Raw genomic sequence first — 26,034 nt, 5'->3', positions numbered from 1 at the left:
CGCCTCAAAAAAGGGCAAAAAGAAGAATTCCTCTGCTTGGAATGAGGTATTGGAGCCATGCTGGTAGGTGCTTGCGCCTCAAAAAAGGACAAAAAGAAGAATTCCTCTGAGCAGAGAGGTTTTGAAGTCATGATAGAAAGTGCCCATGTCATACATGGGCAAGAATATAGATGGAAGGTGGTAAATCCATGACAATAGAAGAACTTCTACAGGATGAAATAAATAAAATATACGAACCGGAAGTCGGAAGCAAAACCGCTAAGGTTCTAATCCCGGCTTTCCTGGGTGACTTTAGGAAGGTTCTCGAAGGAAGTGATCCCGGGGTAACTGCCTCAGAGGAGTATATGACAGAGGACAAGAAGATGCACCTTATCTTCAGAGGCCAGCGCCGCATGACTGCGAAGGGAATAGATTATATCCTAACTTCGATTATATGTAATGATTCAGAGCTGCTATCAACAGAACTTTCCATGATACCGAAGCTGTTCTGATGATTTTATTCCGAAAATGCTATCCAAAACCATTCCAGAGATTGATCTCGCCAGATTTAAACGGAAAAAGTCTTTAAAAAGCTTTAACAAACGGAGGAGAAGAGTATGACTAGGGTAAATGATGAGCTTATAATCAATGGGAAAAGGCTGAAAAACAGGATGACCATGGCGCCTACAGTAAAGTTTGACTTTGCGGGGCCTGATGGAAAAGTCACTGAGAAACATATAGAACACTACAAAGAGCGCGCAGAGGGCGGAATCGGCCTTATTTGTGTGGAGGCTACCGCTGTTACTCCCAGTGGAAGATTTGGAGAAAATCACCTGGGGCTTTGGAGTGATGACCAGATTGATGGTCACAAAGTGATAGTGAAAAACTGTCATGACAATGACGTTGTGGCTATAATCCAGCTTAATCACACAGGAATAACCGCAAATCCCCAGTGCGGTGAGGCAATCGGGCCGTCTGCAGTTGAGACAAGAGATGGCGGAATGTCCAGAGCCATGACCACAGATGAAATCCATGAGATGCAGGCTGCCTTTGTAGATGCTGCGATAAGAGCGAAAAAAGCAGGCTATGACGGAATTCAGCTTCATGGCTGCCACGGATATCTGATCAATCAGTTTGCCGCAAAAAAGACCAATCTTCGAACTGATGAGTACGGCGGAAGTACTGAGAACAGAGCCAGATTCGGTGCTGAGATAATCCGCGATATTAGAAAAGAATGCGGAGATGATTTTCTTATTTCCATAAGAACTATAGGTGCAGACCCCGATCTTTCCGATGCCATAGAAATCGCGGAAGAGTACGTAAAATCCGGCTGCGACTATCTTCAGGTATCTCATGGGCAAGGAGAGATTGATTCCGCACTTGAGGATGCTACCAAGCCCTACAACCTGATATGTTCTTTGGGCGTTCGTTTCCATGAGCATTTTAAGGGAAAAGTTCCGGTATCCAGCGTCAATTCCCTGCTCGAGCCTGAGCAGGTTAAATATCTGATAGAAAATGACCTTACAGATACTGTTGATCTCGCTAGAGCTGTTCTTGCCGATCCCAATTTCCCCAAGGCGGTTCTTGAAGAAGGAAAATCCTATGTCAAATGTTTTGAATGCGCAAGGTGTCAGTACGGACCTTTTACTCAGCATAAGTGTCCTGCGGAGATGAAAAGGAAAAAATAAAGCACGTGGCACCAATAGATGACTACAAAGCTTGAGACATCAGCGTTTTATCGGGAGGCAGTATGAAAGTAGTTACAGCAATCGATTCCTTCAAGGGCAGCCTGTCTTCAATAGAGGCAGGTAATGCTGTAAAAGAAGGCTTTCAGCGCGTAAATAAAAATATTGAAACCATAGTCAGACCACTTGCTGACGGAGGAGAAGGTACTGTTTATGCTCTTGTCGTTGGTACCGGTGGTCATTTTGAGGAGGTTAGCGTAACGGGACCTTTATCTGAAAAGGTCCTTTGTCGCTATGGAATTATTCCCGGAGATGTCGCAGTTATAGAAATGAGCGGCGCTGCAGGAATAACGCTTGTTACCAATGAGCAAAGAAATCCTCTAAATACCACTACTTACGGTGTGGGCGAAGTGATTCTTGATGCCATTAAAAAAGGCTGTCGAAAATTCATTATCGGAATAGGCGGAAGCGCTACAAATGACGGCGGTGCGGGAATGCTGATGGCGCTTGGCTTTGATCTCCTGGATAAAGACGGAAGAAGAATCGAATTAGGTGCAAAAGGCCTTGAGAACCTAACTCGTATTTCCTGTGAAAATGTCTGCAGGGAGCTGACTGAGTGCAGTTTTCATGTGGCCTGCGATGTAACCAATCCTCTTTGCGGACCTCTTGGATGCAGTAACGTGTTTGGACCTCAGAAGGGTGCTGATTCCGAGATGATAGCTTTGATGGATAAATGGCTTGAAAACTACGCAGAACTTGCGAAGACAGTAAAGCCTGATGCAGACCCTGATATTCCCGGAAGCGGCGCTGCAGGCGGAATGGGCTTTGCACTAAGGACTTTCCTAAATGCATCCCTTGAAAGTGGAATAGACATAATACTTAGAGAGACGGCGCTTGCCGACTATATAAAAGATGCCGACCTTGTTGTTACGGGAGAGGGTATGCTTGATGCCCAGACTTCCATGGGGAAGGCTCCTATTGGAGTTGCAAGACTTGCGAAAAGCTTTGGCAAACCCGTAATAGCTTTTTCCGGAGCTGTTTCCAAGGATGCGGCAGCCTGCAATGACAGCGGAATCGATGCATTTTTTCCTATTTTGAGAAGAGTATGCACTTTGGATGAAGCCATGGATGCAGAAAATGCGAAAAGGAACCTTGCGGATGCGGCAGAGCAGGCTATGAGGCTGATATACGCAGCCAAAAACCTGTGAGAGAATGCCATGAGATTAATACACGCAGCACAAAACCTGTAGGCGTTATTATGGCATGAGGGCAATTCATTCAGCAATCGGAATCAGTGAATTTACAAAGATTTCTATGGGATTGCTGTCATCAGAAGCCGTGATAGCTCTGACATGAGAGCTGTCATTTACGGCATTATAAGGTGAGTAGCCATCAACATAGAAAAGCGTATCCTCTGTGGCCTTCAGATCCTCCATTTCTGCAGTGGTTTTGTTGTAGTAATGGTGAAGAAGATTGTCGTATTTATCTTCATAGTTTTCCAATGATGCAAAAAACTCATCATATTCGCCTTCTTCGTATTCCTGATCATCCCAGGTGGTATCAACTTCGTACCATTTTTCACCGATTTTTACTACATTCCAAGCGTGACTGGGCTGGTCATCATCAGAAGGTGGGATAGACATTGCACTTCCGGAAACATAGGCACAGGGAATCCCTGCTTCATGCAAAAGGTATTCAAATGCAAATGAATAACCTCCGCAAATAGCATGATTTGGCCGCCCTTCGGAGTCGCATACAAGAGCGCCGTAGGCGGTATCGCCAAGTTCCCAGACTCCATCATTGTGATTGTCTTCCAAAATTTCATAATCATAATTGACGGTGTCAATAAGCTTATCGTGGATAGCAAGCTCAATTTCTTCATCAGACCCGTTCATATCAATGCCCTTGAAAAATTCTTTAGTTGCAGCCCGGAAGTTATTTTCCAGCTCGGCATCTTCTTCATTGGGTTTTTCCATGGTGTAATAATGAACTTCGTAGTTATCATAGGATGAAAATGTTGAATGAATTTTCTCATCTCCGGTAAAAAGATAAAAATATTCAGGATGGTCATAGCACATGGCGTAATAGATATTCCAGAGATGGTCTGGCTCAAGTTCAGCCACTTTTTCGTGGGAAATTATGATAGCACTTGTATAATCATCGCCGTCACGGTTTTTAGCAAGATCCAGGAAAAGATCATATACGATTTTATCCGCATCGCTAAGCCCCTGATAAAGTACCCAAATGTCCTCTTTTTCAGAGGGACTGTCAGCCTTATCGTAGAAGACAATTTTGCCTGTTACGTCGTTAAGGTCAGAAGAAACCACAAAAGGGATGTATGATTCATCAGAATTGCCGGATCTAATCTGAATTAAGGCATACGTAATTCCCCAAACAAGAAACATACCGAATAATATCGACAATAAGGGATGTGAGCTCTTTTTATGGGGTTTTCTATTTCGATTAAAATTATACTGATTTTTGTTTGCCATTTATTTCGGTATACCTTTTTTAAGATAGTTAATATAATGGAATAGAACCGCGATGGTAGCGATATGCACGTATAAGTTCTATATCATAATAACTATAAATCAGGAAAAACGGAACAGGGAAATGAGAGAGTATAAAGTAAATATCAATGGCATAGATGTAAATGCAAAATACAGCGAAACTACGATAAATGCAGTCTTTTTGCCGCTTTTGCAAAGGCTCACAGACATGCAGAAGAAAAAGGATGGACGTATTCTTGTGATGCTCGCCGCGCCTCCAGGAGCAGGGAAAAGCACACTAAGCAGCTTCCTTGAGGCTTTATCAAAAGAACAGGACGATATCTGCAATGTGCAGGCAATTGGTATGGATGGTTTCCACAGAAGGCAGGAATATCTCCTTTCTCACGACACGGAGCGGGATGGAAAGACCATAAAAATGGTGGAAATAAAAGGAGCGCCTATAACTTTTGACCTGGAAAAGCTTACTGAAGCTGTTAAAAGAGTGGCTTCCGGTGAAACCTGCGGTTGGCCTTCATACGACAGGCACCTTCATAACCCGGTGGAGGATACATATACTGTGTCTGAGAAGATCGTTATTTTAGAGGGTAATTATCTTCTTTTGAACGAGGATGGATGGCGCGAGCTCAGGAATTATGCGGATTACACCATAAGGATTACCGCAAACGAGGATTTTTTGCGGAATCGCCTCATAGATCGCAAGGCTAAAAGTGGTAATACTCTGGAAAAAGCTACAGCTTTTGTGGACTTCAGCGATATGGCAAACGTAAGAATCTGCCTAAATGATTCCCTCGACGCTGATATGACACTTTCCCTTGATGAAAATGATGATTATAAAGCTCTGTGAAACATATTTGGCGTGGTTAAGCCTTTTTATTAACTGCCTCAAAAATTTTTTAAAATAGCACACGCTATATGTTGTATCTGATTTTTATCTACTGTACAATATGATGTGAAAACAAACAATCAAACAGTTTCATTCCAAAGGAGGCAGTGATGATAACTGAGTTCCCACAGAGAATAACTATTGACGGTTTCGTTTATGAGAGGAAAAGTGCGCATAACAACGCAATGTACTATGATTCAAAGGATAATCCTTCTGATATCACCAGTCGATTTATAAGTTTATATCCAAATGGGGAGCTCACCTACTTATGGGATGGTTTAGAGCTAAAATGGAATAAGCAATTTGAAGTAGTAAAAGAGATTGCTAATTGAATCATTGATGGAAGATGTCGCCTTTATTGCGGGGTGGCATTTTCAAATTTATGAAAACAAAAAGCAGACCGATATCCGTGATTGGAGCGGTCTGTATTTGTTTGAGCAGAACATTCTGTGAGGTGTTTTCCGGCCTTACGTAGTTTTATTTCTTGTGGAGGAGATGCATGAAACCAAAATCGAAGATGAGCCGAATGCTATATGAAATCATGTTAAATGATGGCTACGAAGAGCGTTTTTGCGATCTTATAACACAAAATCTAAATACTGATTTTACCGCGACACGCATGATAGGCTATCTTTCGCACTATTCGCATCCGCCGCAGGGTGAGATTGTCGATGAGATGCTTGCCATACTCAGTGACAGAGAGCGGATTATCGATAAAAAGACCGCCGAGCACTATAACGCCAGGTGGAATGAGATTATGATGGATAGTCCTTTTGATGAGGATTAGGATTAGTGGATTTTCGCAAAGATATGGTATTTTTACAGAATCTCATGATGCTTGCGAGGCTTTAAGGAATAAAAAAAGAGGAATGATGATATGAGACTTATTTTTGTAAGGCACGGTGAGCCCAATTATGCTAAGGATTGCCTGACTGAGAATGGAAAAGAGCAGGCTGCATGCACTGCAAAAAGATTAAAAGACGAAGATATCAGGGCGATATACGCTTCTCCCATGGGTAGAGCAGTAGAAACCGCTTCGTATACAGCAAAGGATCATGGACTTACTGTTAAAACCCTTGATTTCATGCATGAAATCGACTGGGGTGATGCGAGAGGAGAAGCTGTAAGCGAAGATGAAAAGCTTGAATTTGACGGACATCCCTGGACTCTTGGATATAAGCTTCTAACCGAGAATCCGCAGTTTGTTGGAAGCTCGGAATGGAAAAATCACCATTATTTCAAGAACAATATTTGTCTTCAGTATTATGAAAAGGTTTCTGCAGGCATTGATGAATTGCTTGAAGAATACGGCCTTTTCAGAAAAAACGGGCTGTATGAGTATCGCGCAGGAAAGGTGGTTTCAGAAGCAGGAAATGATGGAGTGGCGGACAAGTTCGATGATACGGTTGCTCTTTTTGCTCACGGCGGCTCTGGGGCTATTTTGTATTCGCATCTTTTCAATTTGCCTTTTCCCTATGTGCTGACATCCATGCCCTACGGTGTTTGTTCCGTTTCAATCATTAGCTTTTCGATGGAGGAAAGCGGGATGATAATTCCCAGGCTGGAGCTTTTCAATGATATGGGACATATTCGGGCATTCAAAGAAGAAAAGCTTCATTTTGAGAAATGAGTCTGTTTTCCGGGTTCAACTACTTTTTGAATTCAAAATAGAAGTTGCACGCATATTCATTATCTGCAGATGGCTTAGGTCGTGCATTCAAGAGATCACGGGTATCACATATCCGGATCTCTTTTTTATTCAAATAAAAGCTTAATAGAGGCTGCTTTTCATTGTATTTTATGTCTGTTGCTGCCAAAGGTATTGTTGAACCTTTACCAAGTTCGCCTAAATCGACTGTATTTTCAAACAGCGGGACTTCTGTGGAAATCATGGATTTTCCTGCAGAAATAGCTATTTTCACCTCGCCTGCAGCGTAATCCGGTATAAGAATGATTTCACCATTCTCAGGCGAACCGTCATATTCAAAATTCATTTCAATTACACCGGTGTCGTCTTGCGTTTCTAAATTGCCATCGGAGTAGTAGAGCCTCAGGTACTTGTATGTATCGGTGGTAATATATTTGTAGATAAATATGTCATTAGGGATAGCGGCAAGTTTTATAGCTTCAAGCTCATTGCTTTAAAAAGTTAAGGGCTCAATGAAATTGCGAGGTTTCAGGGCTTTGTAAATAATAACGCCAATTATTGAAAGTGCAAGAATGGATACTATCAGAAGAACACAGATTGTTCTCTTTAGGAATTTCTGTTTGTTTTTGCTGTCTGTTGCTACACCCATGATATTTTCTTCGGATTTTTGAACTATTGTCTCCTGGGAAAGATCTTCGCCTGCAATAAATTCGTTGATGCTTATCCCCAATACTCCGCAGAGCTCCGAATATACTGATACGTCAGGGAGGCACACGCCTCGTTCCCACTTGGAAACAGACTTATCGCTCATACCGAGCTTTTCAGCAAGCTGCTTTTGTGTCATACCCAGTTCTTTTCTTTTTCCTGCGATATATCTGCCAATTTTCACAAGATCCATACAAATTCTCCTCCGGCAGAGATGATTTTGTTCTGAGATTTTGGTCTGATTATCATCCGTGCCATCTACTATAGTATTGAATTTTCGGAAAAAAGACACCCCTCGAAAGTAGAATTGGTCATTTTATTAGAGTTTTGCTGTACTTTAAAGTAGAATTGACGTTTTTTATGCAATATAACTCTGACCCTGTAATTTGAAAAGGCAGGTAGGTAACAAATTCTTTATCTTTTTTATAAGAACTTAATTTCTCTTTTGATTAACTATAAAAGATAATATATTTGTAGGATTCTATTCGATTCCTTTTACTTATTGCGACTAATTTTACCAATATCGGAAGAATTGTACCTATCAACAAATGCTTGAAAAGGAGATTGAAGATGGGAAATACAGATCAGCAGGAACAGGAACCGGTTAAAAAGACAACAAGGACAAGAAAGCCTAAGGCTGCGGCTGAGCCAGCACCTTCTACTGATGAGATGATAGCAGCTATGGCTGCGGCTCAGACTGCTGCAGATGTTGATAAAAAATTGGAGGAAATGGCTCAGGCTGCTGCAGCTGCACCCGTAGAGGAAGCTTCACCTGTAGTTGAGGAAGTGCCTGTGGTTGAAGCCGCACCTGTAGTGGAAGAAGCTCCTGCGGTGGAGGCTGCTCCTGTAGTAGAAGAAGCCTCTGCGGTTGAAGCCGCTCCTGTAGTGGAAGAAGCTCCTGCAGTTGAAGCCGCTCCTGTAGTGGAAGAAACCCCTGTAGTTGAAGCCGCATCTGTAGTGGAAGAAGCTCCTGCAGTTGAAGCTGCTACTGTAGTGGAAGAAACTCCTGTAGTAGAGGCTGCTCCGACTGTTGAAGCGGAGCCTATAATTGATGGAGTCCTAATCATTGAAGAATCTTCATCAGAAGAAGCTCCTGTTGTAGAAGCAGCGCCTGAGATAGAGATACCTGCTGAGGCGGTAGCAGAAGCACCTGTTGTGGAGGCTATACCTGAAGTAGAGATACCAGCAGAGGCGGTAGCAGAAGCACCTGCCGTTGAGGCTGTACCTGAAGTAGAGATACCTGTAGAAGCAGTAGAAGAAGCACCTGTAGTTGAGGCAGCACCTGAAGTAGAAATCCCTGTTGAGGCTGTAGCGGAAGCAGTGCCAGAGGTGGAGATTCCTGTAGAGGCAATGGCGGAGGCAGCACCTGAAGTTGAGATTCCCGCAGAAGCTGTACCTGAGGTAGAGATACCTGCAGAGGCAATGGCAGCGCCTGTACCAGAAGTAGAGATACCTGCAGAAGCAGTAGAAGAAGCACCTGTAGTTGAGGCAGCACCAGAAGTAGAAATCCCTGTTGAGGCTGTAGCGGAAGCAGCGCCTGAGGTGGAGATACCTGTAGAGGCAGTAGCAGAAGCAGTTCCTGAAATAGAGATACCAGTTGAGGCGGTAGCGGAAACACCTGCAGTAGAGGCAGCGCCTGAGGTTGAGATACCCGTTGAGGCGGTAGAAGAAGCAGCTGCCGTTGAGGCTGTTCCTGAAGTTGAGATACCTGCAGAAGCAATGGCAGAAGCAACACCGGAGAGTGAGATACCTGTAGAAGCAGTAGCCGAGCCTGTACCAGAGGTTGAGATACCAGCAGAAGCGGTGGCAGAGGCAGCGCCTGAAGTTGAAATACCTACAGAAGCGGTGGCAGAGGCAGCGCCTGAAGTTGAGATTCCCGCAGAAGCTGTACCTGAGGTAGAGATACCTGCAGAAGCAGTAGAAGAAGCACCTGCTGTTGAGGCAGCACCCGAGATAGAGATACCTGCCGAGGCGATGGCAGAGGCAGTGCCTGAGGTTGAGATACCCGCTGAGGCTGTACCAGAGGTTGAAATACCTGCTGAAGTAGCAGCAGAAGCACCTGCTGTTGAAGCAGCGGCCGAAGTTGAGATTCCGGCTGAGGCGATAGCAGAGGCAACACCGGAGATGGAAATCCCTGTAGAAGTAGTAGCAGAGGCTGTTACTGAGATAGAGATACCAGTAGAGGCGATAGCAGAGGCAGTACCTGAGATAGAGATCCCTGTAGAGGCAGTTCCTGAAGTAGAGATACCAGCAGAAGCTGTAGCAGAGCCTGTACCAGAGGTTGAAATACCTGCAGAAGCAATAGCAGAGCCCGCACCTGAAGCAGAGATTCCTGTAGAAGCAATGGTAGAAGCAGCATCTGAAATAGAAATACCCGCTGAAGTAGTAGCAGAAGCAGCGCCTGAAATTGAGATACCTGTTGAAGCTACAGCAGAACCTGCGCCGGAGGAAGCAGCAATAATCGATGAAATCTCATTAGATATGCCCGATGAAGCTGAATCCGAAGATGCAGGGGATATGGATGAGATATCAATCGATATTTTAAAGGATGATGTGGAAGAAGAGCCTGAGACGGAAGCTGAAATTGAAGAAGAAATTACAATTGAACTTCCTGAGCTTGATCTTGAGATTCCTGAACTGAATCTGCCTGAGCCTGAGGTTTCTGAGGAGATTTCAGTTGATGAGCCAGCAGCAGAAGAGGGTGCTGATATTCAGATTCCTGATATGGATATATCTGCTATGGAAGCATCAGATGAATCTGCAGAGGATATTCCGTTAGATGACGATATTGAGCCTATCACTGATATTCCGGATGAAGGAGCTTTAGATGAAATTGAAGCAGCACCGATAGATGCCGAATTTGATGAAGCTCCGTCGGATATTTCAGTTGGAATTCCGGATACCTTTGATCAGGCAACAGATGCAATGCTTGGTGCGGTTGATGATATTGTGGGCTTCCTGAAGGAAGAAGATCTCGAGTACACGGAGGTCGCAGAGGATGGTAGCCATGCCGTGACAATCCTTGTAAAAATGGAAGATGAAGATGTTCTTTGTATTGAATATGAGGATGATGAATTTATGTCACTGATCTCTCATTTTGAAAAAGACGGAAAGCGGAGGTATAAGGAAATTCTAAATACCTACATCAAGGACTCCATTACTAAGGGCTGCAATTACAAGATAAGTAGAAGCAAGGGCAGCAAAACCGTAAACAAATATAACTAGATGCGGCAAGGCTTTTTAATGAAGTGGATGATAGTGACCGATATGACGATGTGACCTGTTCATGGTTTTCCGGGTTATTGGAATCAAAAGATTCTGTGATTCATAGGCTTGTATTACAGTAATATGGAAGACCTTCAGGATTTGTTTCCTGAAGGCCTTTTTTCATACAACAATAAGGGTACAAAGAACTATATATTTTTTTTATATTTTAAGGGTACATTCCGGCAGTAGTTAAGACGATAAAAAATATATAAGAAATGGATAAGTGTCTTACTATGCGCTTTTAGATATAAATGAATGAAAAGGATGTCGGCTTTTTTACAAGGAGGTAGATCAGTATGACAGGAATTAATGGCATTTCTGCATATCAGCAGATAAATCCGAGTGTCCATAACGAGAAATCGGGAGTGTCTAAGACTCCTGATACAGGTAGGGCAGATCAGGCTGGTTCAGCAAAAAATTCTCAGCAGGCTAAAGTAGAAACAAAAGCGTGGAGTCCGATAGATACCACGAGTTCACTTGTGCCCAGAAAAACTGAATATGGGATGACTATTGGAGATGTGCAGCTTTCCGATAAGGCAAAGGACTACTATAATTCGCTGAAATCAAAATATCATAACATGGAGTTCATAGCCGTAAGTAAGGACATGAAGGCTCAGGTTCAGCAGAATGCTGCCTCCTATGGTAACGCCAACAAAATGGTAGTTCTTATAGATGAAAAGAAGCTTGAGCGGATGGCGACAGATGAATCATATCGTAAGAAGTATGAAGGAATCATTGCCATGGCACAGACAAAGATGTCAGAGGCTAAGATGGGACTTGCCAGCAGCGGCGCAAGTGTTAAGAATTTTGGGATGAGTGTTGATTCTAATGGTAAGGAGAGTTTCTTTGCCACTGTAAATAAATCTTCAGATCTTCAGAAAAAGCGTACAGAAAAGAAAGCAGCAGAGAAGAAGGCTCAGAAACTTCAGGAGAAAAAGAAAGCGGAAAAGAAGGCTCAGGAGGAACGTATCCAAAAAGCCAGGGATAAAAAAGCTGAAAAGGAAGATACTGATAAAGATGATTCCAGGATTAATGATGACGAGGAATATGTAACATTCGAAGCAGATTCCATGGATGAACTTCTCTCTAAGGTGCAGACATACTCATACAATAATGCATCCGGAAAAGTTATGACTCAGGCCGAGCAGATGGTAGGAACAAAGATAGATTTCAGAGGCTGATGTTTTATGCACACAGCCGCACAGTGGAAATTGCTGCTATGCAGCGTGCGGCTGGCGCGAGAGGAATCGTATAAATACGATTCCTACATGTTATGAGGTACAGCATGAATATATCATTTATCACGAATAATCTATATAGTTCACCGTACATGAAGAATGCCCAGAGGAATCTCTATGCTCAGAAGACTGACGGAGCCATGAAGAATACAATTATGGGAAAGATGCCGGTAAATCCTTTTGTATCAAGCTTTGACAGAAGAACAGACAATGAGGTTAATGATCGAAAAGGATTATCACAGCAGATGCGGCAGATGATACGCTCACTGAAGCAGGATTCTCAGCAAGATCAGAATAATAAAAAAATAAATGATTTTCTGACATCATCCGGTTCCCCGGATGCAGCAGAGGAAGAGACAGCGCCTAAGCCGACCTATAATTATAAAGAGGTTGCATCCAAAATACAGAGTGCCAAGACATCAAACAGTGCCGGGCAGGCAGTACTGGCAGCAAAAAGAGCTGTGACGCAGATAAAGAGAAAGATTTCTGCGGGGGATGGTGATCCTGAGGAACTACAGTTTGCTTTAACCCATGCAAAGCGCATGGAAATGGTGGCAAGGAAAAAGAAACATCATCTGGAGCTGGAAGAAATGGTGGCCCGTGCGCAGAAGCAGGATGAGCGCCTTGACGAACAGGAAGATGCTGTTCGGGGTATTCAGAGTACCATAACACAGGCAGAGGAAGAAAAGATCACTGAGAAAGAAGACCAAATCTTCGATGAGCGCGAGGAGATGTTGGAGGGAGTCACCATCCGCGAAGCGGATTTAAGATGTGACGACCGAAATGCCGCCGAACAAAGTGAGGGGGCGGTTCAGTTGCAGGAAGCTCTAGAACAAATCGAAGAAAGCGGAGCTAATGTTTCGGATGAAATGATGGCTGATCTGAACAAGATGATCTCTGAATTTGGCGAGGAAGAACTGGAAGAGTTGGAAGAAACTATGGAGATGCTTGAAGATATGGAAGTGGTAGATCCGCATATGAGCAAAGAGGATTTTGAGGATCTAAAGCGGAAGCATAGGGCTTCGGAAGACAAGGCTATTGCAAAAGCAAATATGGAGTATCTTAAAGATATGATCAAGCATGAGCTTGGAAAAGCAGGGAGTATTCCCGGTATGGGAGGTGGACAGTCAGCTTCTGCAGCGGTTGGAAGCCCAGCAGTGCAGGGGATAACCGTATCAATGCCGGCAATGGCAGCTCCGGTTTCAGATGGGGGTTCGATTGATGTTCAGATTTAAACAGTATGGTTAAAAGTTATATTGTTAATGTAAAGTCGGATGGAAAAATATTTCTATCCGGCTCTTTTTTGCCCTTTCAGATATGAAAAAGGTCGTTTCGTGATCAAATCATAGTATTTCTTATGTGATTATGATACGAATAACTTGGAGGAATATTGCCTTATGAAGATAGCAGTATGCGATGATGAAGAAAGAATAAGAAAAATTATAGTGTCGGAACTGAATGCATCGTTTTCGGATGATGAGATTAGTTGCTTTTGCACTGGAGAAGACGTCTTGAGAGTTGTGGAACAAGATGGTTATATGCCTGATATTATTCTTCTGGATATTATGATGCCCGGAGTGTCTGGAATGGATGTCGCCAGGAAACTTCGTGATATTAGCGATGAGGTTGTTATCATTTTTATAACTGGAGAAAAGCAGTATGTATTTGATGCTTTTGATGTAAGAGCATTTCATTTCCTTGTAAAGCCATTCTCAAATAAGAAGATGGTTAATGTGATAAAAGATGCAAAAGTGGAAATTTCTAAATCAGCTACTAATTCTCAAAAGAAGTATGTGATGTTGAACTCACGAGGCAGTCATATAAGGCTGTGTGTTTCAGACATTGTTTTTGCAGAAGTGTATGGTGCCAGAATAATCGTACACACAAGAACTGATGAAATTGAATATTATGGACATCTATCAGAACTTGAAAAGCTTGTAGGTGATGATTTTTTAAGGACTCATAGAGGATATCTTGTAAATCTACGATTTGTAAAGAGGTATGATTCTGGAACGTGCTATATGGTAAGGGGTAAAGCACTTATCTCAAAACAAAACTATCCGGTTTTTGTAAAAGCTCTGATGGATTACAACAAAAAGAGAGCTGAGTAAGGTATTACTTCAAAAATTATAGAGGTGAAGAGAATTAATGATTACTGAAGCCATGTGGGACCAGGTAAATAATATATCGATGATTGCAAATGTGCTGTTAAATGCAGTGCTTGTTTCGGTTTTTTACATACCTTTTCTGAAAAGAAGAGTGCGCACAGTTATACTCGGAGTGGTCTATGCAGGAGTGATGTCTATATTGTATTTTGTTCCGGTGAACTTTTCCGGGGTAATTGCCTATGCTCTTGGCTGTAGTGCGGTATGTATTGCCTCCGTTTTCGTAGAGAGGGTGAACGCTCCGCAAATGATGTTTTTATCAATGACGATGTATCTGCTTTTGTGGATATCAATGGAGCTTGCTGTTTTGCCATGGAATCTTATAAGCTCTGTGACTTTTATGAATCCAAAAGTGACAGGAGATTTACAGCAGATTATGCTTTATGGTTTGGCGCAGGCTATTCATGCGGTAATAAGATGTGCTTTGTTGGTTATAGGAATACATCTGATTAAAACGATGTACAGCCGTAAAAAAGAACTTATGGAATGGAGAGAATTAGCTTTTTTATCAGCAACATACATAACAATAATAGTATCTTACTGGATATGTACATTTATGGAAGAAGCTTTTGAAAAAGCTTCGGGTGAATATTTCTGGAATAGATATCCTGTATATCATGAAATGCGTGCATTATTTGGTGTGGTAGCTTTTCTCACTATGATTGCAGTGATCTATTTTTATCAAAAGATTAAGACTTCTGAGGAAGAAGTACTGCAAAACTCTCTTGTAAACAGTCAGATCGACGAACTTTCAGGGCATGTTCATTCCATGGAGAAGGTCTATTCGGATTTCCGTGGAATTAGGCATGATATCAACAATCATATTATGGTACTCGGTAATCTAATAAAGGGAAACAGTAGTGATCAGGCTTTACAATACTTACATGACTGGTCTGAGGATTTTCATGCTGTAGATATAAATGCAAAGACCGGAAATCCTGTCACTGATATAGTGATTTCAGAGAAGCGGAGACAGGCTGAGGACGTTGGAATAAGATTTGTAGATGATTTTCACTATCCGAAAGAAGGTAAAGTGGAATCCATAGATGTGGGCGTTATTCTGAATAATGCTCTTTCAAATGCTATAAGGGCTGCAGAAAACCTGGATAAATCTTTCGTGGAGATAAAATCCTGGCGTAGTGGTGATATGTTCATGATCCAAGTCAAGAACAGCTATAACGGACTATTGCGGTCTTCTGATGAGAACGGACTTATGGAAACATCGAAGACAGATCGTGATAAGCATGGTTTTGGATTGAAAAATATGCGAAGGATTACAGAAAAGTATTATGGAACTACCCAGCTTGAACAGGAGGGAGACGTGGTTATATTCACTGCAATGATGGTTATTTGAGTCCATTCATGATTGAAAAAGGTCGTTTCATGAAAAATCTATAAGTTTTTTTTATTAACTTTCCGAAGCCTTTGTTAGAGCTGAGAGGACTTGGTGAAGTATTTTTGAGCCTAGTCCGAACGTCTTCCGGCGAGCGAAGCGAGAGCGGAAGTTCAATATTATATTCCATATTATGTATAAGGATGCTAGTCGCACTTAGCGAGCATCGCGAGCTTAGTAAGACTGTATGCGTAGCGAAGCGAAGGAGGTAAGTAAGATGGCTTTAACAAATGTTATGACTCAGTCTCTTATATCTGCCAGTACATCCATGAAACAGATACAGCTTCAGCAGGGAGTGAAAAAGCAGATGGATGGTAAGGCCGGTGTTTTGGATGCTGAGATCAAGAGAGATGAGGCATCCGGCGCGGATACCACAAAAAAGAAAGAAGAACTGGCTGAAACTCAGAAAAGATCTGAAGACATAGCAAATAACAATATGGAGCAGATTGCTGAGACTAATAAGGAAATGCAGAAAGCCAGGGAAGCTGATGCAACCCTGCAGAAAGAGAATGAAAGAGCTGAAGCAGCGCGTGAAAAGAAGAAAACTGAGAGAAGGTGGCAGGAACAGCATCTTCAGGAGGCTGCATCAGAAAGAAGAGCGGAAGAAGCAGACAGAGTTGCAAATGCACAAGCAAGGGCATCCGGATTCTCAGACGAAGAAAATGCAAAGGCACAGCAGATCGATGTCGGTGGCGTGAAAGTTTCCGTTGTTTCAGAGTCCACGCACAATACAAAGGTTCCGCATATTGATGAAAAGATTGCAAAATCAACAGGAACAGAGGTGTCTGCAGCAGAAGGCGTCAGTGTGAGTATTGATGTAAAGACCTGACATAGATTTTTAAATTAAGAAATCAAGCTAAGTACTCACGGAAGAGTATGGGGTTATGCAAGGATGGCAACTTATAAAATATACAGTAAATGAGGATCGTTATACCCTTTGCATCACCCTATATGCAGATAGTGTATTTGGTGTAGATGTATGTATTATGGGCAGAATGATCCTTTTTGTTGCACTTGGCGGATTTGCTAACACATGTGTTGCTCTAAGCACATAAAGAACATGTGCTAAGACCAACAGCAAGTAAGACTGTATGCGTAGCGAAGCAAGGAAGCTAGTCGCACTTAGCGAACTTGTGAGCTTAGTAAGACTGTATGCGGAACGAAGTGGAGAAGGCGATAACTATGTATGGATATGAACTACAGATCAGAGGAAATACAGAGTATTACTCAAAGCGCTTATATGACCTTAATGGTAACCATGTAGGGACTATCTCTATGTCCAGGCCAAGGAAAACGAGTAACAGCTCTAAAAAGAAGAGACCTGCTATGTATAGCTTCAAGCAGGTTTCAGCACAGGTATTAAGTGCCAAGACTTCCGCAAAAGCTGCTCAGGTTTCAATCGGGATCAGGATGAAAATCGGGAACCTTCAGAAGAAGCTGAAAACCGGAGAATACGATGATGAAGAGATTCTGAGGGCAATCCTGCATGCGGAAATGGTTCAACGTGCCTGTGAGAAGAAAAAGAAGAACCTGAAAATGGAAGAAACTGCTGAGCAGAACATGGACGAAGAATTGCCTTCTGAGCAGGAAAATCCTTTAGAAAAAGTTCAGTCGGATGAGGAAATAAGGGAACTTGAACAGGAAGAGTTCGAAGCTCTTATGGAAAAGCTGGAAATGTCTGCTGAGGAGATGTATGAAGAGGCTGAGGAAACGGCTCAGCTTGATCAGGAGCTAGATGAGATGGCCGAAGCACTCTCAGGGTCCATGGAGCCACAGGATCTTGAACAGCTAAAGGCTAAACACAGATCTGATGAAGCAAGGGATATCATGAAGGCTGACTTAAAATATCTAAAGGCAATGTTTGAACGGCTTCAGGCAGAAAAAGAGAATTTGGGGAAATCGTCAGTTTCATCAGGTTTTGATAGTGGTGTTTCGCTATCACTTGGCGGAGATGAGATGCCTGTGATGGTACAGGATGCAGGCATGACAGAAGTAGGTGGCATGGTCGATGCGGAAATATGATTTAGGAGGTATTTGTTATTAAAGGGAACTATACTGAAATTTTAGTAACTCTATTGGTGACTACTGCAAGCAGATATAATCAAAAGTATATGTAATATTGACTATTATAAGGGGCAGTTATACGATATAAGTGTAAAAACCTATTACATGCAAACGATAGGAGGAACACTTTTCATGATTGATATGAATATGATGATTGCAGGCAATATACTTAAGCTGCTTAAGAAACAGAATAAAAAACAGACAGATCTTGCAGAAGCACTTGGGACAAATAAGCAGACGGTGAATAAGATGCTTAATGGTGCACGCATGATTAATGCCATTGAACTTAAGTCTATAGCTGAATACCTTGGTGTAAGGATGGAGGAACTCACAAGGATTTCTCCTGAATATGGGGATACTGATATTGTCCATGCTTTTATGGGCAAAGTTCAGTCTGAAGAGGCAAGACAGGCACTGAAAATAGCTGATGAACTTTCAGATATGATTCTTTTCCACAAGAGAGTACGTGAAAATGGAAATGCCATGATGCAGCCTTGGGGGAATGACTAATGGGGAATATATTAGAAGAAAGCCTGTTTGGCAAGCAGCCTAAACAGTTTGAGAGCATAAATGCTTTGGCAAAGGCTTTTTCTGTAAATTATTGTGGAAGCACGATTATCCGTGATTCCATATTTAGCATTGCTGAAAACTATGCCAGAAAAAGGGAATTAACGCTGGAAGTGCTCAGATATCCTTTTAAGGATGATGAATTATGGGCATTTACCTTTGTAAAAAAGGGAACAATATTTCTTTGCATCAATTCCGGCTTGGCTCTTTGTAAACAGATATTTGCTGTTGCTCATGAGCTGTACCACATTCACTGCTATGCTGAAGATATAGACACTAGTACCATAGCAAGCGGCTCATTATTGGATTCAAAAACTGCGGATGATACTGCGAAATCTCAGGAGGATCTTGAGGCAAACGCTTTTGCTGGATTACTTCTAATGCCTGACGGAATATTGGATGAGCAGATCAAACTATATGGTATTGCTGCGGATAAGATATCTGTTGATGATGTCCTTATCTTGATGGAATTGTTTGCACTTCCGTACAAGGCGGTGGTACTGAGGCTTGTTGAGAACTATGATATTTCAAATAGTAAAGCCAAAGAACTACTGGAATGTGACTCTGATTATGTTTTAGAAAGAATTAAACTTACGGGTAAAGCTTTAAAATGGCAACAAAATAGTAAGGATCTTTCATATCTTGGAAGTCTCCTTGATGATATGGAGTACAACAAAGAACAGGAACTTCTGACAGAAAGCCGTGAGAAATCGGATATGGAATATTTGGAAAAAATCAGAAAGGGCTTTCTCGCGGAAGGCTAAGAGGTGGGCATTTGATGAAAGAGAAATATGCTCTTCTTGATACTGATTTTATTTCCAAGACGCATTTGATCCGAAAGGATGAAGAGAATAAGCTGATTGATCGTATAACGGAGATGCCGGGGTATCGCTTCTATTGTCATGAACAGATAAAAACAGAACTCCAAAGGCATAATATTGCAGAGTGCCTTGCGAACAGGTCATAGATGAAATGTATGCCGGTAAATTTGATGTGCTGCTGAATGGTAATCTAAGATATAAGGAATAGGATTGTATAAAAAATGAAGGGCAGGATTCTGTGATGAATTAACTGTATATGGGAAATGCATCGATGATGAGTATAGCGCTGATTCGGATCTGATTGAGTATGTTGAGGGAAAATGGCCTGTTCCGGAATACATGACTTTTTATGAATACTTATGTTCTATGGATTGGATGCCAGGTGGAAAGACAGATGATCTGTGATTCATAGGCTGGTATTACAGTAATATGGAAGACCTTCAGGATTTGTTTTCTGAAGGCCTTTTTTCTTATAACTTGTAATTAACATACTTGATTTGATTGACATGGGTGACAGCGATGTAATCATTGCCGGATTACGAAAAGAAAAAGGATATACGCAAAGTCAACTTAAAAATCCTATATCTTATAGCGAGTTATATTCTCCCAATCAGTAGGTAATCCCATATGTTTTAGCAAATCCGTTTTGGTAAGTCTTTGGCTTTTCTTGCAGTATTGATTTATGAGCTTCTTAAGACTTTTCTTATATAGCAGAAATTCATCCTTCCGTAAAAGATATCTGAATGCAATCACAAGACCAAAGTAATCTCTTTTTCCGACAGTATACATAGAACCAGTCATTGGAAGATTCATCTTTTTGTGTATTGGAGTATCTGGGAACTCTCTTTGCACCAGGTTATGGCTGAACAGTCTTTCATTGTGGGCACAAACATTTCTAAAAAGAGTAAGACAGCCCAAATACTGACCGAGGGCTTTTTCGGATACATTTGAATATGCTTTACTAATCATGCTCTGTTGCCTATGTTGTAATAGCCCATAGAATTTTGATAACTGCCCGAAAGTAAGGATTTTAGTTGTAACCCATAGCGGGACATTGCCATATACCTTTCTTTGATGAACAAGGTAAGACTTTTCAGTATTCTTGTTGGCATGATAATCTAAAATGTTGATGAGCTTAGCAACATCATTGGTGAATTTCGAATTTTGATTATAATTTGTAGGTGAAAGATACTGAATTTGACTTTCTCCGAAAGATGCACAGAAGCTGTCTGATATTAACTGACGAATTTTCTGCTCAACTTTGATAAGATAGCTAAACGTAAGAGTTCTTAGTTCTTCATCAAAATGATATAAGGCGAGAATGTCTTCAAATGTAGTCCCGCCCACATATTTCCTTGTCATTGGATTGATGAAAAGATTTTTGTATCCACCAATAAGAGAAAAATAACCTATATCGGTCAGCATTCTCTCAGCATAATTGATATCATTGATTATCAATCCTTTATCGTGTATAAGCTTTTGGATTTGCTGCCCATACGGAAGATATGGCTTAGACATAATAGAAACTCCCCAAAACAAAATTAAAGGAGGGCCCTCAGGTCCTCCCGCGGTCCCAGTCCTCACGAGTATCTGGAACTTAGTCACTATAATTAGTTTAGTGGTTTTTAAGGAGTTTGTCAATGTTGGTACCGATTTTGCGTTGCTGTATACTGATTGCATAATAAAACTTACCTACAGATGGAGAAAAGATATGGGGATCATAATCAAGCCTATGGAAACAGATGATGAAAAAAGAGGAAAAGCACATGTTCATTGGCAATCTTGGCATGAAGCTTACCAGGGGATTGTCAGCCATGATTATTTAGAAAAACTGACGCCTGAAAAATGTGAAGAATGGGCATTTCAATGGCCAGAAAATACATATGTTGCATTAGACAACGACACAGTTATAGGATTTGTCTGCTACTTCGGGAAAGGCAATGATGATCCAGATGTAGGCGAGATTAACGCTATATATATTTTGTCGGAATACTATGGAACAGGAGTTGCTCAAAAGCTAATGGATGTTGGTTTAGAAAAACTAAAAAATTATTCGCATAAAGAACTTTGGGTTCTAAAAGATAACCCCAGAGCCATACGTTTTTACGAGAAATATGGATTCAAAAAAGATGGAAGTGAAAAAGATCTCAAAAGTCTTGGTGCAACAGAAATCAAAATGATCTTATAAATAAAAGAATCACCGTGGCCATTGTGACACAGGTGATTCTTTCTATGTGCTCATATAACACCGCTTCGCCTGACTGGAAGATCATAAAAAAAGAGACACCCCTGCTGACACAAGGCCAGCAGGGCAGTTGTTATGCCTGTCTTTCAAAAATTGCGAAAGTTGCAAAAGTTTTGCATGATATTTTCAAACCGGCAGTTCCCGGATGAAGCTCCGGCTTATTTTACTTTGACATTTTTTGTCTTACTCCACTTCGAATAGACTTTTTCACCGTTCTTTTTGGTAAAGGTACGTATTCTTACATAATACTTTGTCTTGGACTTGAGCTTCTTTATCGTCTTAGATGTAGTCTTTGTTTTGTTGATGCTCACTGTTTTTGTGGCATCTTCCTTGAAACTCTTATTCGTACTGTACTGAATCTCATAGCCCTTGATTCCTTTGGCTGTAACCTTATTCCATGTCAAAGTGAAGGATTTCTTACCAGCCTTAGGCTTTTTAAGCGATGTGGTCTTCTGCTTATTATCTATATTTTCTGTAATCTCCGGCTGAGGATTGTCAGAGGTTTCTGAAATAGTACCACTACTTGATGTATCAGAATTCTCCACTGCGTTCGGAACTGTGATAGCCGCATCCGCAGTCGGCGTACCGGAAACTGTTACAACTGTACTACTCGTTCTTTTGGCAGTAATACCATTGTTAGTTATATCAGTAAACTCCGCAAAATAATATCCGGTGTTCGCCGTATAGGTCACGGTGGTCATAGCGCCTGTCAGCCCGGTCTGGCTCGTTGCCCCGCCGCTTGTTGTTGCATTCGCACCGCCGGTAAGAGTCACACTATGCTTCAGCGAAAATGTTTTTGTTCCAGATTCGAAGATGACAGATGACAGATTCAGCTGTAAAGCGGGGCGGACACCAAGCGTGCCTTGCACGGGGAGGCCAGAATCGCGGACACCCCCGGACCCGGCGTCCACGCACGCCGCAGAGCCCACAACGCCGGGCGAGCAGAGCCACCAGCTGTTGTCTTGAACACCTGCCTTTTCGCATTTTAGCACATCAGGATTTGCATGATTGATTGTTCGTGCCTGCGCAGTTGTCAGAAGGAACATCCCGCCACCGCTTACTGCTGTTTTTGCGTCAGATGTGATATTGCTGTTATACCAACTATCTACTGCTGTTTTCACTGTAGGATTGCTGCTATATTCAACAAAGCTTCCACTTGAATTATACATTGAAGCCCCAACACATTCTTTTGCCAGCAGCATTACAGTATAGGCATCGTAATCAATCAGATACCAGGGCTTACCGTCAAAAGTTATTTCTGTTGTGGTGTTATTATATTGTGCATAGGGGGATTATCATCCGCATACGCCGTCAAACTCATCCCCGGTATCATCCCCAGCACCAGCGCGAGGCTTAAAAGGATGCCTAAAAATCGTTTCCGTTTTTGTTTCATTTTTCATTACCCTCCTTCAATTAACTTAAAACATGTATATGACTGGATTACACCATTATTTCCATGATTACATTTATTGCAATAAAAACGCACCTTAAGAAGAACACTTCCTAAGATGCGAAACTGTACATATGAATCCTTATTAACCCGCTGTCTGTCTGCGCAAGTTTAGCTAGATGTGTCATAAGTGACAACCCCTCAATTAACAATTTCATACCCATCAATGACACAATTATACAATATTCGCGATGTAATAGCATCAACAATTTAATGATTATCATATAGAAGGGATGTCCTTAACGCGCTTGTTGCACCGCTTACATAAAACAAAATACTACAGTGCAATTAACTTTATACTTCCGGGTTCAGCGGTTGTTGAACCGATATTAGCGGGCTGTGACAAGGGAGAGTATGTACTCGACCTAACAAGTGGAAGCGCGACAGAGAATGATAGAATCAAAGCGAATGATCTAGCAAGATATTTTCAAGGCCTTATAGACGAAGGAAAGATTGGTTCATCAGGCTTTTCTATTAACCCCAAAATGAATATAGATTTAGATAAGGATGGTAGCTATGATATCCTTCAGACATGGATTAATAGTCGCATGGGGGGTATAGATTCCTTTACTTTTACAACATTATCTACAAACAGTGTTAAAGGATCTATTACGCTTGCAATTTCCAATGAGAAGCTGAGAAGTATTATGGAAGGTGGATCTGATACATATTCTAAGGTTACCTTCGTATTTGAAAAGCCTGGAACTCCCGCTTCCGCTGAGCAGGCTGCTGCTAAGGTAGCGGATGCCGCAAACGGACACAAGGTTGGTGACAAGGTTTCAAACGGCGGCGCTACCTATACAATCACTTCTGTTGAAGATGGTAAGCAGGCGGTTACTTACGATAAGCCTGATGCAAAGGATGTTAAGAATGCAGTTATTCCGGATGCTATAAATATTGATGGCACAGATTACAAGGTAACAGAGATCGCTGCAGGAGCTTTCAAGAATAATAAGAAGCTCAGAAAGACCACAATCGGAAGCAACATCAAGAAGATCGGTAAGGATGCATACAAGGGCTGCAAGAACCTCAAGAGCATCAAGATAAAGACAGTACTTCTTACCAAGAAGTCAGTTGGCAGCGGTGCTTTCAAGAATATACATAAGGCAGCCAAGTGTAAGGTTCCGAAGAAAGTCTTAAAAAATTACCAGAAATTCCTTATAAAGAAAGGACTTAACGGCAAAGGACAGAAGATAACTAAATAATACAAAAATAATAAAATGAAGAATCCGAAACTTTAGTATACGAAAATTACAAAAAAGTTTGAATTCTTCATTTTTTATTTATGCCTTCTCTTGGATAATACATATGTAACGTAAATATCAGTGATATAAGCATTCAAGGGGCTGTCGCAAGATTTTTGGACAGGCACGGATGGATGCCTATAGTGGCGGAGCATCTCTGAGCAGGTGTGAATGATTCCGCTTGCATGAGTCTTCAGCTTTATTTTTTAATGCATTTTTTAGAATGAATTCTCACATAATATAGTAAAATGGTACTAGTGGATTTTTGCGATAAGGATGCATTATGAAAAAGAGAAGTGAATTAGTCCGCTCAAGTATTGAGCAGGCCATTTTCATATTTGTCGTTTGGCTTTTTGCATTTCTTTCTGTTGCTATGGGCGAATGGAAAGTAAATGCAGATACTGCCTTGCTTGCGGATATTCATGAGGGCTGGATTGATGAAGATGGCCAGGCAGTTGATCTTTATGATCTTGCCCGGGGAAATCATTCTGTTACATTGGATATCAGCGGACTGAACACCGATGGCAAGGCGTTTTGCTTCAAAACAATCGATACCAATTTTAAAGTATATGCATCAGATGGGATGATTTATGATTATGATCCCGTAATTCCATAGCTTTTGGGAATTTCCTATGGTATGCAATATCATACCGTTCCGATTCCGGAGGGGAGTGCATTTGTAAGGCTGGACCTCGAACCGGTATTTTCGGATACGCCTGTAGGTATAAGAGATATAACTATCGGTGATGCCGGACAGTTCCTAACAAGCGTCTTTAAAAGAAATCTCTATTCATTCCAACAAGGTGTGATAACCGTAGTTATCGGGATCCTTTTTGTTATAGCCGGAGTAACGGGCCAAATTGTGATGAAATTTACAGGCATCGACTTCATATCTTTTGGTATAACCTGTATAATGGTGGGCTACATAGGCTTTAACGATACGCTTCTTCTTCAGATACTGACAGGCCGCCCTGATATCATCAGGGTTTCAGAATATATGTGCCTGGCGTTGATATCATTTCCTATGCTTTCTTTCTTTTCCAGTATTACCGGAGAACCACATTCAAAGCTGTTGTCCGGAATGCTCGCGTTGTGTCTTGTCAATTTTCTTTCTCAGGTTGTATTGACTTTGAGCGGATTGTCAGACTATTACTATCTTGTTTATGTTTCACAGATCATCATATTTGCCTGTCTTCTGATAGCGGTAGTGATTATTGTCAAAGCCATACGTCTGGGAAGAATCAAACCTGCACTGCTTCGTAGTGTGACCTGGGGCCTTGGTGGCTGCATTCTGGGTGCTGTGATCGATATGCTCCGTTTTTACTTCTTACAAAGCTATGGAAGTCTGACCTTTACCCGCATCGGAGTGCTGTTGTTTACTGCCTTTATGGGAATCTATCTATACAGGGACCATATCGATTCCCTGAAGAAGAAGGAGCAGGAGAGTGCTGTATTTGCATCCGAGATATCAGAGGCTTTCGCTAAAGTCATAGATATGAAGGACAGGTATACCAATGGCCATTCGGAGAGAGTGGCTAAGTATACAGCAATGATCGCCAAGGAGATGGGATATGACACTGAAACAGTAGAAAAGTATTACCGTATCGGCCTTTTGCATGATGTGGGCAAGGTCGGAATCCCCAACGCGGTTCTCAATAAGCCGGGGAAGCTTACAGAGGAAGAATACGACGAAATTAAAACTCATACTTTGAAGGGCAATGAGATACTTAAAGACATAAGTATTGTGCCTGAACTTGCGGTAGGCGCGCTGTCACATCATGAAAGACATGACGGAAAGGGCTATCCCTATGGACTTTCAGGGGATGATATTCCGCAGGTAGCGCGTATTATTGCGGTGGCAGATGCCTTTGATGCAATGTATTCCGACAGACAATACCGTAAGCGCATGGATTTTGAGAAGGTGATATCCATAATCCGGGAAGTTTCAGGGAGCCAACTCAATCCCGAAGTGGTTGATGCGTTTTTGAGGCTCGTTGATAAAGGTGTGATAAAAGCCATAGAGGCAAAAGAAACATGATAATAGGGAGCAATATAGAAAAAGCCCGGCATTTGCTGTAAACAGAATCTATTCAAGTCGTGATAAATAGTAACAATCTTGAATCACAGATTCGAGATTGTGTATAATCTATTTATGTATGAAAAAAGTTCT

General features: G+C 41.7%; 27 protein-coding genes. 22 read left to right on the top strand and 5 right to left on the bottom strand.

Annotated elements, in window-relative coordinates:
* The first annotated feature begins 188 nt into the window (after window positions 1–188).
* The 3 genes from G603_RS0118290 (at window position 189) to G603_RS0118280 (ending at window position 2,872) form a co-directional block, all read left to right on the top strand.
* Window positions 189–491: a hypothetical protein gene (locus tag G603_RS0118290; RefSeq protein WP_026671083.1), complete on the top strand. Its 303-nt coding sequence runs from the start codon at window positions 189–191 to the stop codon at window positions 489–491.
* A gap of 105 nt (window positions 492–596) precedes the next feature.
* Window positions 597–1,667, top strand: a complete 1,071-nt coding sequence (locus G603_RS21080) for an oxidoreductase (protein WP_051208121.1) — start codon at window positions 597–599, stop codon at window positions 1,665–1,667.
* Window positions 1,668–1,729: 62 nt separating this feature from the next.
* On the top strand, window positions 1,730–2,872 hold the full coding sequence (locus G603_RS0118280) for a glycerate kinase family protein (RefSeq protein WP_026671082.1): 1,143 nt from the start codon (window positions 1,730–1,732) through the stop codon (window positions 2,870–2,872).
* A gap of 66 nt (window positions 2,873–2,938) precedes the next feature.
* On the opposite strand, the gene G603_RS0118275 is transcribed toward G603_RS0118280, so the two are convergent.
* Window positions 2,939–4,069, bottom strand: coding sequence for a transglutaminase domain-containing protein (locus tag G603_RS0118275; protein ID WP_026671081.1), 1,131 nt, complete (start codon window positions 4,067–4,069; stop codon window positions 2,939–2,941).
* Between the two features lie 208 nt (window positions 4,070–4,277).
* On the opposite strand from G603_RS0118275, the gene G603_RS0118270 reads away from it, so the two are divergent.
* From G603_RS0118270 to G603_RS0118250, 4 genes are all read left to right on the top strand, one after another.
* Window positions 4,278–5,018, top strand: a complete 741-nt coding sequence (locus G603_RS0118270; RefSeq protein ID WP_026671080.1) for a nucleoside/nucleotide kinase family protein — start codon at window positions 4,278–4,280, stop codon at window positions 5,016–5,018.
* 149 nt (window positions 5,019–5,167) lie between these two features.
* The gene (locus tag G603_RS0118265; protein WP_026525996.1) at window positions 5,168–5,389 is read left to right on the top strand and encodes a hypothetical protein; all 222 of its coding nucleotides are present in this window, start codon (window positions 5,168–5,170) and stop codon (window positions 5,387–5,389) included.
* A gap of 167 nt (window positions 5,390–5,556) precedes the next feature.
* Window positions 5,557–5,844 (top strand): hypothetical protein, encoded by a 288-nt coding sequence (locus G603_RS0118255; RefSeq protein WP_026525997.1) that lies wholly within the window; start codon window positions 5,557–5,559, stop codon window positions 5,842–5,844.
* Window positions 5,845–5,934: 90 nt separating this feature from the next.
* The gene (locus tag G603_RS0118250; RefSeq protein ID WP_026671079.1) at window positions 5,935–6,687 is read left to right on the top strand and encodes a histidine phosphatase family protein; all 753 of its coding nucleotides are present in this window, start codon (window positions 5,935–5,937) and stop codon (window positions 6,685–6,687) included.
* A 19-nt stretch (window positions 6,688–6,706) separates the two neighbouring features.
* Here G603_RS0118250 and G603_RS22535 read toward each other — a convergent pair whose 3' ends face one another.
* Window positions 6,707–7,051 carry a hypothetical protein gene (locus tag G603_RS22535; protein ID WP_155832715.1) on the bottom strand — a complete coding sequence of 115 codons (345 nt, stop codon included), beginning with the start codon at window positions 7,049–7,051 and terminating at the stop codon, window positions 6,707–6,709.
* Between the two features lie 147 nt (window positions 7,052–7,198).
* Window positions 7,199–7,603 (bottom strand): helix-turn-helix domain-containing protein, encoded by a 405-nt coding sequence (locus G603_RS22530; protein WP_155832714.1) that lies wholly within the window; start codon window positions 7,601–7,603, stop codon window positions 7,199–7,201.
* Window positions 7,604–7,980: 377 nt separating this feature from the next.
* Between G603_RS22530 and G603_RS21825 the strand changes: the two genes are divergently transcribed.
* From G603_RS21825 to G603_RS0118190, 11 genes are all read left to right on the top strand, one after another.
* The gene (locus G603_RS21825) at window positions 7,981–10,635 is read left to right on the top strand and encodes a hypothetical protein (RefSeq protein WP_051208118.1); all 2,655 of its coding nucleotides are present in this window, start codon (window positions 7,981–7,983) and stop codon (window positions 10,633–10,635) included.
* A 338-nt stretch (window positions 10,636–10,973) separates the two neighbouring features.
* Window positions 10,974–11,858: a DUF6033 family protein gene (locus tag G603_RS21065; RefSeq protein WP_051208115.1), complete on the top strand. Its 885-nt coding sequence runs from the start codon at window positions 10,974–10,976 to the stop codon at window positions 11,856–11,858.
* 104 nt (window positions 11,859–11,962) lie between these two features.
* Window positions 11,963–13,150 carry a hypothetical protein gene (locus G603_RS0118230; RefSeq protein WP_026671078.1) on the top strand — a complete coding sequence of 396 codons (1,188 nt, stop codon included), beginning with the start codon at window positions 11,963–11,965 and terminating at the stop codon, window positions 13,148–13,150.
* Between the two features lie 162 nt (window positions 13,151–13,312).
* Window positions 13,313–14,026 (top strand): LytR/AlgR family response regulator transcription factor, encoded by a 714-nt coding sequence (locus G603_RS0118225; protein ID WP_026671077.1) that lies wholly within the window; start codon window positions 13,313–13,315, stop codon window positions 14,024–14,026.
* 37 nt (window positions 14,027–14,063) lie between these two features.
* Window positions 14,064–15,434 carry a sensor histidine kinase gene (locus G603_RS0118220; RefSeq protein WP_026671076.1) on the top strand — a complete coding sequence of 457 codons (1,371 nt, stop codon included), beginning with the start codon at window positions 14,064–14,066 and terminating at the stop codon, window positions 15,432–15,434.
* 256 nt (window positions 15,435–15,690) lie between these two features.
* Window positions 15,691–16,302, top strand: a complete 612-nt coding sequence (locus G603_RS0118215) for a hypothetical protein (RefSeq protein ID WP_026671075.1) — start codon at window positions 15,691–15,693, stop codon at window positions 16,300–16,302.
* Between the two features lie 55 nt (window positions 16,303–16,357).
* Window positions 16,358–16,528, top strand: coding sequence for a hypothetical protein (locus G603_RS22525; RefSeq protein WP_022761705.1), 171 nt, complete (start codon window positions 16,358–16,360; stop codon window positions 16,526–16,528).
* A gap of 127 nt (window positions 16,529–16,655) precedes the next feature.
* Window positions 16,656–17,495, top strand: a complete 840-nt coding sequence (locus tag G603_RS0118205; RefSeq protein WP_026671074.1) for a hypothetical protein — start codon at window positions 16,656–16,658, stop codon at window positions 17,493–17,495.
* A gap of 174 nt (window positions 17,496–17,669) precedes the next feature.
* Entirely contained in the window at window positions 17,670–18,047 is a 378-nt protein-coding gene (locus G603_RS0118200; RefSeq protein WP_026525278.1) for a helix-turn-helix domain-containing protein, read from the top strand.
* Complete coding sequence (locus tag G603_RS0118195) at window positions 18,047–18,868, top strand: ImmA/IrrE family metallo-endopeptidase (protein ID WP_026671073.1); 822 nt, start codon at window positions 18,047–18,049, stop codon at window positions 18,866–18,868. Before G603_RS0118200 ends, G603_RS0118195 begins: the two co-directional genes overlap by 1 nt.
* 14 nt (window positions 18,869–18,882) lie before the next feature.
* Window positions 18,883–19,071 carry a hypothetical protein gene (locus tag G603_RS0118190; protein ID WP_026525276.1) on the top strand — a complete coding sequence of 63 codons (189 nt, stop codon included), beginning with the start codon at window positions 18,883–18,885 and terminating at the stop codon, window positions 19,069–19,071.
* Window positions 19,072–19,504: 433 nt separating this feature from the next.
* Here the strand turns inward: G603_RS0118190 and G603_RS0118185 are convergent, their stop codons facing one another.
* Window positions 19,505–20,443: an Abi family protein gene (locus G603_RS0118185; protein WP_026525275.1), complete on the bottom strand. Its 939-nt coding sequence runs from the start codon at window positions 20,441–20,443 to the stop codon at window positions 19,505–19,507.
* A gap of 193 nt (window positions 20,444–20,636) precedes the next feature.
* Here G603_RS0118185 and G603_RS0118180 point away from each other — a divergent pair, with 193 nt between their 5' ends.
* Window positions 20,637–21,113, top strand: a complete 477-nt coding sequence (locus G603_RS0118180; protein ID WP_026525274.1) for a GNAT family N-acetyltransferase — start codon at window positions 20,637–20,639, stop codon at window positions 21,111–21,113.
* A 215-nt stretch (window positions 21,114–21,328) separates the two neighbouring features.
* On the opposite strand, the gene G603_RS0118170 is transcribed toward G603_RS0118180, so the two are convergent.
* Complete coding sequence (locus G603_RS0118170; protein WP_026671072.1) at window positions 21,329–22,339, bottom strand: fibronectin type III domain-containing protein; 1,011 nt, start codon at window positions 22,337–22,339, stop codon at window positions 21,329–21,331.
* A gap of 529 nt (window positions 22,340–22,868) precedes the next feature.
* On the opposite strand from G603_RS0118170, the gene G603_RS0118160 reads away from it, so the two are divergent.
* From G603_RS0118160 to G603_RS21820, 3 genes are all read left to right on the top strand, one after another.
* Window positions 22,869–23,825: a leucine-rich repeat protein gene (locus G603_RS0118160; RefSeq protein ID WP_207637071.1), complete on the top strand. Its 957-nt coding sequence runs from the start codon at window positions 22,869–22,871 to the stop codon at window positions 23,823–23,825.
* A 322-nt stretch (window positions 23,826–24,147) separates the two neighbouring features.
* Window positions 24,148–24,480 carry a hypothetical protein gene (locus G603_RS0118155; RefSeq protein WP_026671070.1) on the top strand — a complete coding sequence of 111 codons (333 nt, stop codon included), beginning with the start codon at window positions 24,148–24,150 and terminating at the stop codon, window positions 24,478–24,480.
* 21 nt (window positions 24,481–24,501) lie between these two features.
* Window positions 24,502–25,902: an HD-GYP domain-containing protein gene (locus tag G603_RS21820; protein WP_051208113.1), complete on the top strand. Its 1,401-nt coding sequence runs from the start codon at window positions 24,502–24,504 to the stop codon at window positions 25,900–25,902.
* The last annotated feature ends 132 nt before the right edge of the window (window positions 25,903–26,034 follow it).

The sequence above is a fragment of the Butyrivibrio sp. AE3006 genome, assembly GCF_000424165.1.
In the GTDB taxonomy this organism is placed as follows: Bacteria; Bacillota; Clostridia; order Lachnospirales; family Lachnospiraceae; genus Butyrivibrio.
Note: the sequence above shows the minus strand (reverse complement) of the source record. Positions and strands in the feature narration are given on the sequence as shown.

Excerpts from the sequence above, each read along its gene's own strand:
- G603_RS0118255 (WP_026525997.1), top strand. The coding sequence starts at position 5,557 with ATGAAACCAAAATCGAAGATGAGCCGAATGCTATATGAAATCATGTTA.
- G603_RS0118250 (WP_026671079.1), top strand. The coding sequence starts at position 5,935 with ATGAGACTTATTTTTGTAAGGCACGGTGAGCCCAATTATGCTAAGGAT.
- G603_RS0118270 (WP_026671080.1), top strand. The coding sequence starts at position 4,278 with ATGAGAGAGTATAAAGTAAATATCAATGGCATAGATGTAAATGCAAAA.
- G603_RS0118265 (WP_026525996.1), top strand. The coding sequence starts at position 5,168 with ATGATAACTGAGTTCCCACAGAGAATAACTATTGACGGTTTCGTTTAT.
- G603_RS21825 (WP_051208118.1), top strand. The coding sequence starts at position 7,981 with ATGGGAAATACAGATCAGCAGGAACAGGAACCGGTTAAAAAGACAACA.
- G603_RS0118190 (WP_026525276.1), top strand. The coding sequence starts at position 18,883 with ATGAAAGAGAAATATGCTCTTCTTGATACTGATTTTATTTCCAAGACG.
- G603_RS0118170 (WP_026671072.1), bottom strand. The coding sequence starts at position 22,339 with ATGTATAATTCAAGTGGAAGCTTTGTTGAATATAGCAGCAATCCTACA.
- G603_RS0118230 (WP_026671078.1), top strand. The coding sequence starts at position 11,963 with ATGAATATATCATTTATCACGAATAATCTATATAGTTCACCGTACATG.
- G603_RS21065 (WP_051208115.1), top strand. The coding sequence starts at position 10,974 with ATGACAGGAATTAATGGCATTTCTGCATATCAGCAGATAAATCCGAGT.
- G603_RS21820 (WP_051208113.1), top strand. The coding sequence starts at position 24,502 with ATGCAATATCATACCGTTCCGATTCCGGAGGGGAGTGCATTTGTAAGG.
- G603_RS0118185 (WP_026525275.1), bottom strand. The coding sequence starts at position 20,443 with ATGTCTAAGCCATATCTTCCGTATGGGCAGCAAATCCAAAAGCTTATA.
- G603_RS0118220 (WP_026671076.1), top strand. The coding sequence starts at position 14,064 with ATGATTACTGAAGCCATGTGGGACCAGGTAAATAATATATCGATGATT.
- G603_RS0118280 (WP_026671082.1), top strand. The coding sequence starts at position 1,730 with ATGAAAGTAGTTACAGCAATCGATTCCTTCAAGGGCAGCCTGTCTTCA.
- G603_RS0118200 (WP_026525278.1), top strand. The coding sequence starts at position 17,670 with ATGATTGATATGAATATGATGATTGCAGGCAATATACTTAAGCTGCTT.
- G603_RS22535 (WP_155832715.1), bottom strand. The coding sequence starts at position 7,051 with ATGAATTTTGAATATGACGGTTCGCCTGAGAATGGTGAAATCATTCTT.
- G603_RS22530 (WP_155832714.1), bottom strand. The coding sequence starts at position 7,603 with ATGGATCTTGTGAAAATTGGCAGATATATCGCAGGAAAAAGAAAAGAA.
- G603_RS0118195 (WP_026671073.1), top strand. The coding sequence starts at position 18,047 with ATGGGGAATATATTAGAAGAAAGCCTGTTTGGCAAGCAGCCTAAACAG.
- G603_RS0118180 (WP_026525274.1), top strand. The coding sequence starts at position 20,637 with ATGGGGATCATAATCAAGCCTATGGAAACAGATGATGAAAAAAGAGGA.
- G603_RS21080 (WP_051208121.1), top strand. The coding sequence starts at position 597 with ATGACTAGGGTAAATGATGAGCTTATAATCAATGGGAAAAGGCTGAAA.
- G603_RS0118225 (WP_026671077.1), top strand. The coding sequence starts at position 13,313 with ATGAAGATAGCAGTATGCGATGATGAAGAAAGAATAAGAAAAATTATA.
- G603_RS22525 (WP_022761705.1), top strand. The coding sequence starts at position 16,358 with ATGCAAGGATGGCAACTTATAAAATATACAGTAAATGAGGATCGTTAT.
- G603_RS0118290 (WP_026671083.1), top strand. The coding sequence starts at position 189 with ATGACAATAGAAGAACTTCTACAGGATGAAATAAATAAAATATACGAA.
- G603_RS0118205 (WP_026671074.1), top strand. The coding sequence starts at position 16,656 with ATGTATGGATATGAACTACAGATCAGAGGAAATACAGAGTATTACTCA.
- G603_RS0118155 (WP_026671070.1), top strand. The coding sequence starts at position 24,148 with ATGAAAAAGAGAAGTGAATTAGTCCGCTCAAGTATTGAGCAGGCCATT.
- G603_RS0118215 (WP_026671075.1), top strand. The coding sequence starts at position 15,691 with ATGGCTTTAACAAATGTTATGACTCAGTCTCTTATATCTGCCAGTACA.
- G603_RS0118275 (WP_026671081.1), bottom strand. The coding sequence starts at position 4,069 with ATGTTTCTTGTTTGGGGAATTACGTATGCCTTAATTCAGATTAGATCC.